The 1,322-nt window shown below is 64.5% G+C and carries 1 protein-coding gene; it reads right to left on the bottom strand.

What is annotated here, in order from left to right:
• Positions 1 to 43: 43 nt before the first annotated feature.
• Complete coding sequence (locus tag J2852_RS31245) at positions 44 to 1,264, bottom strand: IS256 family transposase (protein ID WP_209883180.1); 1,221 nt, start codon at positions 1,262 to 1,264, stop codon at positions 44 to 46.
• Between the last annotated feature and the right edge of the window lie 58 nt (positions 1,265 to 1,322).

Genomic DNA, 1,322 nt, shown 5'->3' with positions numbered 1-1,322 from the left:
GGGAGTATCCGGAATTTCGTGCTCGGCGGGGCGGATTTCAGTTTCAGGCGTTCATCGCCCTTGCGAACCGGTCGCCGAAGATAACGGCCATCTGCGCCTTGGCGGCCGTCCACTCCCGTGGCGGCATCTTCCAGTCTTTCTCGGCGCGGTTCAAGACGAGAAACAGGAGCTTCAGCGCGGCCTCGTCATTGGGGAAATGCCCCCTGGCGCGCACCGCCCGGCGCAGCTTCGAGTTCAACGCTTCGATGGCATTGGTGGTGTAGAGGATACGCCGGACCTCGCGGGGAAAGGCGAAGAAGGGAATCACCTCCTGCCAAGCCCGCCGCCACGCCTTGCCGATGGCCGCATACTTCTCGCCCCAGGGTCCGTCCTCGAAGACGGTCAGGGCCACCTCGGCGGCCTTGTCATCGACGGCGTCGTAGACCGTCTTCAGCGCGGCGGCGATGGCCTTGCGGTCCTTCCAGGACGCGAACTCCATGCTGTGGCGCAGCAGGTGGACGATGCAGGTCTGGACGATCGTCTCGGGATAGGCGGCGGCGATCGCCTCGGGAAAGCCCTTCAGCCCGTCGAGCACGGCCAGCAGGATGTCCTCCACACCGCGGTTCTTCAGCTCGTTCAGCACACGCAGCCAGAACTTGGCGCCTTCGTTCTGTTCGATCCACAGGCCCAGCACCTCCTTGGCGCCGTCGGCCCGCACGCCGATGGCCACATGAATGGCCTTGTTGCGCACCAGGCCTTCGTCGCGGATCTTGACCCGGATGGCATCCAGGAACACCAGCGGGTAGATCGCTTCCAGGGGGCGGTTCTGCCAGGTCGTCACCTCCTCGATCACCGCGTCCGTCACCGTGGAGATCAGGTCGGCTGAGACCTCGATGCCGTAGAGCTCCCGCAGGTGCCCGGTGATCTCCCGCGTCGACATGCCCCGCGCGTACATCGAGATGATCTTCTCGTCGAAGCCGGGAAACCGCCGCTGGTACTTGGCGATCAGCGCCGGATCGAACGTTCCTGTCCGGTCGCGTGGAATGGACAGGTCCATCGACCCGCCCTCGGTCAGCACCGTCTTGCGGCCGTAGCCATTGCGACGGTTGCCGCTCTCGTCACCGGCCAAGTGATGATCCAGCTCCGCCTTCAGCGCCCGCTCCGTCAGCGCCTTCTTCAACTGGTCGAGCAAGCCGTTCTGCTCGAACGCCGTCTTGGCGTCAGCACCAGCCAGCAGCTGGTCGAGGATCGCGTCCGGGATAACGGCCTCTTTGCGTCGTGCCATGCAGGGGCTCCTTTCGCTTCAGGATAACCCCACCGAGCACGAAATTCCGGATACTCCC

The organism is Azospirillum soli (assembly GCF_017876165.1).
GTDB lineage: Bacteria > Pseudomonadota > Alphaproteobacteria > Azospirillales > Azospirillaceae > Azospirillum > Azospirillum soli.
The sequence above is the reverse complement of the archived record's forward strand: the minus strand, read 5'-3'. Positions and strand labels throughout refer to the sequence as shown.

What these genes read in the sequence shown, in the direction of transcription:
- J2852_RS31245 (WP_209883180.1), bottom strand. Translation starts at nt 1,264, where the DNA reads ATGGCACGACGCAAAGAGGCCGTTATCCCGGACGCGATCCTCGACCAG.